The sequence below is a fragment of the Saccharopolyspora sp. NPDC047091 genome (assembly GCF_040643635.1).
Lineage (GTDB): Bacteria > Actinomycetota > Actinomycetes > Mycobacteriales > Pseudonocardiaceae > Saccharopolyspora_C.
On record NZ_JBEYUS010000134.1, the window covers coordinates 1 to 5,357 of the forward strand.

6 protein-coding genes and 1 pseudogene are annotated in these 5,357 nt (G+C 67.9%); 1 reads left to right on the forward strand and 6 read right to left on the reverse strand.

Going from position 1 to position 5,357, the window contains the following annotated elements; translation table 11 throughout:
• The 4 genes from ABZ805_RS29010 to ABZ805_RS29025 all read right to left on the reverse strand — a co-directional run.
• On the reverse strand, window positions 1-1,145 hold a 1,145-nt coding region (locus ABZ805_RS29010), incomplete at its 3' end, for an FtsK/SpoIIIE domain-containing protein (protein ID WP_358447046.1).
• A gap of 92 nt (window positions 1,146-1,237) precedes the next feature.
• Complete coding sequence (locus ABZ805_RS29015) at window positions 1,238-1,459, reverse strand: hypothetical protein (RefSeq protein WP_358447049.1); 222 nt, start codon at window positions 1,457-1,459, stop codon at window positions 1,238-1,240.
• Window positions 1,459-1,842, reverse strand: coding sequence for a hypothetical protein (locus ABZ805_RS29020; protein WP_358447052.1), 384 nt, complete (start codon window positions 1,840-1,842; stop codon window positions 1,459-1,461). The genes ABZ805_RS29015 and ABZ805_RS29020 overlap by 1 nt, the downstream gene beginning before the upstream one ends.
• 128 nt (window positions 1,843-1,970) lie before the next feature.
• Window positions 1,971-2,375, reverse strand: a complete 405-nt coding sequence (locus tag ABZ805_RS29025) for a hypothetical protein (protein WP_358447055.1) — start codon at window positions 2,373-2,375, stop codon at window positions 1,971-1,973.
• Between the two features lie 136 nt (window positions 2,376-2,511).
• Between ABZ805_RS29025 and ABZ805_RS29030 the strand changes: the two genes are divergently transcribed.
• Window positions 2,512-3,267 (forward strand): GntR family transcriptional regulator, encoded by a 756-nt coding sequence (locus ABZ805_RS29030; protein ID WP_358447058.1) that lies wholly within the window; start codon window positions 2,512-2,514, stop codon window positions 3,265-3,267.
• A gap of 186 nt (window positions 3,268-3,453) precedes the next feature.
• On the opposite strand, the gene ABZ805_RS29035 is transcribed toward ABZ805_RS29030, so the two are convergent.
• The gene (locus ABZ805_RS29035; RefSeq protein WP_358447061.1) at window positions 3,454-4,464 is read right to left on the reverse strand and encodes a protein rep; all 1,011 of its coding nucleotides are present in this window, start codon (window positions 4,462-4,464) and stop codon (window positions 3,454-3,456) included.
• A gap of 554 nt (window positions 4,465-5,018) precedes the next feature.
• Window positions 5,019-5,357: pseudogene (locus ABZ805_RS29040) on the reverse strand (cell division protein FtsK); the annotation flags it as partial.

Consider the following 5,357-nt stretch of genomic DNA (forward strand, 5'->3'; position numbering starts at 1 on the left):
GCGTCGACGTAGCCGGGGGTAGGCAGGCGCATCGCCAGGCGCCGGGGGAACAGGTCCCTGACCGGCAACTTGTCCTTGGTGGGCTCCTGGAGGCCACCGAAGCAGAAGGTTCCGAACGCCCTTCCCTGCGTCAGCACGAGGCCGAGCGCTTCTTCGAACTGGTCCTGCAACTTGCGAGGGGCGTAGGCGAACGGCGCGGCGAACTCGTCGCAGTACAGCAGGTCAAGCGGGTTGTTCGGGGAGATCACAACCTTGCGAATGCCCTGGTCCTGGAGGTCCTTCTTGCGGTCCATCATGGACTTTCTCAGGGCCTGGACCAGGGCCACGTTCTCCTCGTCGGTGACGGCATACGAGGTGTAGATCTCGCGCGCGGCCGTCATTTCGATGCCCTTGGGGTCGATCACGTGCAGCCGGACCGAGCCGTCCGCGATCAGCGGCGCGATCGAGCGGAAGACGTTCCAGGGCACCGAGGACTTCCCGGCGCCAGTCGCACCCGCGTAGGCGAGGTGGCTGTCGAGCAGGGAGAGCGTCCAGGGCTTGCCGAACTCGTCGCGGCCGACCGGGACGCAGCGGAGGTCAACCTCGGCGGCGGTGCGCGGCATGGCAGCCGCGGGGACGGGCATGGTGTGGAAGGGCTCGCGGCGCTGGAAGTCCAAGGAGACGCGGCCGGGGGTGATCTCCCGGACGGCGACGCGGTCGACCCGGTAGGCACTGCGCAAGCGCTCGGAGGCGTCCGCGATGTCGGAGAGCTCTTGGCCTTCGGGCAGGCGCAGCTCCAGGGAGTCCCAGCACAGCGTGGAGCGGACCCGGCGGATGCGGGGCAGGTGCCGGGTGCCGTCGAACGGGTCCTGGAGGGCCAAGCCGCACCTGGTCGCGATCCGGTCCCACTTCCGCTGGTAGGACCACCACCGGACGTACCAGGCACGGGCAAACCGCCAGGCGAAGGCGTCGAAGGTGGGTTGGTCGAGGAGGCGCCAGGTGACGCCGACCAGGACGCCGATGCCGATGATCCAGCCGCAGAGCTGGAGGCCGGCCAGCAGCACCAGGGCGCCAGCGGCCGGAGTGGACAGGGTGGTGCGCGGGTGGTGCACGGCCCAAGACGCGGCGGCTCTAGCGGGAGTGCGGTTGGTGTCCTTAGTGGCCATTGTGGAATCTCCCTGAATTTGGGCAAAAAAAGGGGAGGACGGGAGAGGAATCCCGTCCTCCCGGTGGTGCTCGTATCCGGTATGAGGCGTGATCAGCGCTGCTGCTCACGAATCTTTCTGATCGAGGTGTCGACGCTCAGCGCGGAGGCGGTCACGTTGTCGAGCACCCGTTGGTACTGCTCCAGCGTCATCGACGCGCCCAACCAGTTGTTCCCGACGAGGACGTCCCCCTCAGAAATCGCGGAACGAATCGAACGACGGACGTTCTCGATCTTCGTATCGATCTCGTCGACCACTTCGGCAATTGCACTCATCAGGCCGCCATCCTTTCGCCGTAGTAGATCTTCTGCCGGGACAGCCGGTGGTAGTCGTCGGCCACTCCCTGCGACTTCGCGCGGGCCGTGTTCGCCAGCGAGGCGAAGTCCTCGGCCTGGATCGGATCATGCGGCTTCCGGCTCACCTCGGTTCGGACCACCATCTGCAATTCGGTGACCAATTCGGACAGATTCTGCATCTGCCGGGCGATTTCACGGCGACGCAATTTCATCTCACGGAGTCGCCGGTAGAACGCGATGCGTTCCTGAGAATCGACTTTCGCATCGGCAATTGCATTCGAAACGGTTCCGCGAATCACTCCCTTCCTGGCGGCTTTTCTGTCCTTTTTGGACTTGAAATTGGTGACCTTGTTCTTTGCCATTCCGCTAATTCTCCTCACAATTCGTGCTAATCGGTTTCGCTTCTGGACGAATCGCATTTCGCTACGCGGGAGAGGTCCGAGCCGGATTCGGGGGGACGGGCCGACCCGGACCTCTCGCACCGCTCGGATCAGGCCGCCTCAGCGGCCTTCGTGGACTTCGGAGCGGGGGCGGACGCGGAACCGGACACGACACCGGTCGCCCGGAAGGTGAAGGCCGGGTACTTCGAGCCGCGCGGGAGGTACACGTTCGCGACCAAGCCGGTGAACTGCACCGGGCGGAACTTCGCGACCTCGGGCCGGGTGTTCGACGAGACCGTCACCGCAATGGTCTCGGCTCGGCGCGACTCGTCATCGTCGGCGGTGTCGATGCAGTCCACCGCCCACAACAGCTCGCCGGTGACCGTGTCGGTGGCCTGGCGGTTGCGGTCCGGCTTCTTCTCGCCGTTGCCCATGTCGACGTACTGCGGCTTCGGAATGACCTTCCCGGTGCTGATGAACTCGATGGCCGTGGAGTCGATCGGCAGGTTCCGCATGGTGCTCCCCTAAGGTGTAGACGTTTGGGATGAAGGTGTAGACGTTTCCGGGGAAACGTGTAGACGTTTGCGTCTTGCGGCCCACGCTAGCATGGGGTTCAGGAAACGTCTACACCTTCAAAGGAGTTGATCAAGGATGGCCACATTGCACCAGGTCATCGGCAACACGCTCAGGCAGCGGATCGCCGATGGCACCTACCCCCCGGGGTCGACGATCCCGTCGATCATCGAGCTGATGGACGAGTTCGACGTCGCGCGCGACACCGTGCGGGACGCCGTTGCCCGGCTGGCGAACGAGGGCCTGGTGACGCCGCGACGCGGCATCGGCACGGTCGTTCGGCAGACCTCCACCGTCGCACTGGCCTACGAGCCCGGGAAGGCCGCCGCGGTGTGGGCGGACCAGGCGCAGGGCGGCGCACGACACGACATGGTGATCACGGCCGAATGGGTCAGCCCGGACCGTGAGATCCGCGCGCGGCTGGAGCTCGGCGGCGGCGACACCTGGCGGGTGCTGCACCGCGTCCGCCACCAGTCCAAGGAAGGAGTCGTGGCCCAGGTGGTCGAGCAGTGGATCCCGGAAAGCGTGGTGGGAGTCGTGAGCGATTCGGCCGGCGTCGGCCTGGCGGACGTCGCCACGGACGCCGAGCTGCGCACCGACCTGTTCACGCTGATGAAGGACGGCGGCGAAGAGCCGACCACCGTGACCGAACGGATCTCGACGCGGATGCCGGACCCGGACGAGGCGGATGCCCTGGAACTGCCGCCGGGCGTGCCGGTGCTCGTCACCCACCGCGTGACGAAGCGGGCCGACGGGACGCCGCTGGAGACCGCAACCATGGTGGGCGCAGGCGACAGGATGTCGAGCACGTTCACCGTGCCTCTGTCCCGATAGGACAGAACGACGTGAAGGGCCCCCCGGTAGCGGTCACCGGGGGGCCCTTTGCAGGTCACCGCCCGATATCTCCGGGCAGCGGCCCGGAGTATATGAGGCGAGCTGATGAGCGGGAAGGAACCGAGCGCTGCACTAAGGTATGGCTAGCGCCATACAGTTTGACCTGCTCTGAAGGTTCAGTGCGGGCTAAAGTTGACCTTGGTAGTTGGGGTGCCACTTCCAGCTGTAGCCGTGCCGGTCGAGCCAGGTGAGCGCGGACTTCGCGCCCCAGGTTTCGGCGACGGTGAGCAGGTCCGCGGCCTGCCAGTACAGGCGCCGCCAGGACTCGGCCTCGATGAGCACCAGGTCCTCACCTTCGATCTCCTGCTCGGCGATCTCCTGGTCATCGAGGTCGTCGACGCCGCACCGGTCCTTGAGCCCGTTCGACCACACGAGTTGCTGCATGCCCTTGGAACCCTGCTCCCACTCGAACCAGGCGGCCCAGTCCTCGGCGAGCCCGGTCGCCACGGCGTCGTCCAGGAGCTCGAACGGCGTGCGGGAGCGGGCGCCGGCCTCGGTGGTACGGCCGCGCTTGTACCGGCCGCCGGTGTGCTCGTAGGTCAGCTTCGAGAGGTACTTGCCCAGGCCATCCAGGGCACCGGTGCCGAGGCGGACGTCCACGCCGCGGGCGCGGCTGGCGGTGGCGCCGGTCTTGGCCAGCCCGTCCGACCACAGGCCGAAGAGCTGGTCCGTCCAGGTCTCGATGACCTCGGAGCTCACCGGGCCGTCGAACAGCAGCAGGACGTGCGCGTGCAGGTGCCACCCGTTGTCGGTGAAGGTGCATTCCAGGGCCCTGACGTAGCCGTCCAGGCCCAGTTCCGCGCGGGTGGCCTTCCAGGCCCGGGATTGGGTCATGTGCCGCCAGGCGGTGCTCAGGGAGCGGCGGAGGTCCTTGAGCTTGTCGGCGCGCTGGTGGCTGAGGGTGAACGTCGCCAGCGCCACGGAGCCACCGCGGTCGGCGTTCCACTTCAGCAGGTGCTCGACCTCCCGGGTGCGCTGCGCGGCGATCTTGGCGCTGCACACCGGGCAGGCCCAGCACGAACCGCAGTGGGCGAGCCCGGAGTAGCCCGCGGACCCGGCGCCCAGGCGCAGCCCGACGTCTCCGCCACCCGAGATCGACGCCCGGCCGCAGTCGCGCACCCGAGCGAGGTTCGACACCGTAGAGAGCCAGGACCGGGCCCGGTAACGCTCGGCGCGGTACTGCACCCGCTTCTCATCAGGGCTCTGACCTGCGGTGGCCGCACTTTTCGCAGTGGTACCGAGGCCGTCGCCGCAAGCGGCGACGGCGGGCCGGGACTCGCTCGCTGGGGCCCCGGCTGGCGCCACCCCAGCGGCGGCCCCGGCCCGGGCGCGCGCGGGCGCGGTCGGAGTGCTCAGCGGAGAGCTGGACGGGTGATCACCGGCGCGGCGGCTGGACGCGGCGGCCTGGTGGTCGGTTACGCTGGTGTGCAACGGCATTGGCTACGCCTCGATGTGAGAGTCTCGGCGGACGCTGGTGCCGAAGGGCCCGGTGTTGGTAGCACTGGGCCCTTCTTGCGTCCGTGGGGTGATCTTGCCCGATGTCGATCGTCTCGTGTGGAGCGACACGCGGGTAGGGGTTGGTTGGTACCAGGGGGCCCGCCCCCTGGACCCCGGTTCCGCCGGGCACATCGGCGCGGGCGGTGGGCAGCAACGCGGGTTGGTCAGCGCCGATGAACCCGCCGGGTTCGCGGTCATGCTGCGGATTCGTCGGCGCCGGCCTCGGTGGTGCGGCGGTGCGCGGCGAGGTCGACCACCGTGCGGCACGCCTTGACGTGCTGGACCAGGGCGTGGATATCGCGGTCATCGACCCATCCGGCACGGACGCGGCGAGCGCGGGAGATCCCTTCGCCGAGCAGGTAGCCGACGCCGGGCAGGTGCTCGGAGATCCGGTGTGCGTGCGCGCCGAAGGAGTCCACCGCGGCGTCACCGAGGATGGCGTCGACGTAGCCGGGGGTAGGCAGGCGCATCGCCAGGCGCCGGGGGAACAGGTCCCTGACCGGCAACTTGTCCTTGGTGGGCTCCTGGAGGCC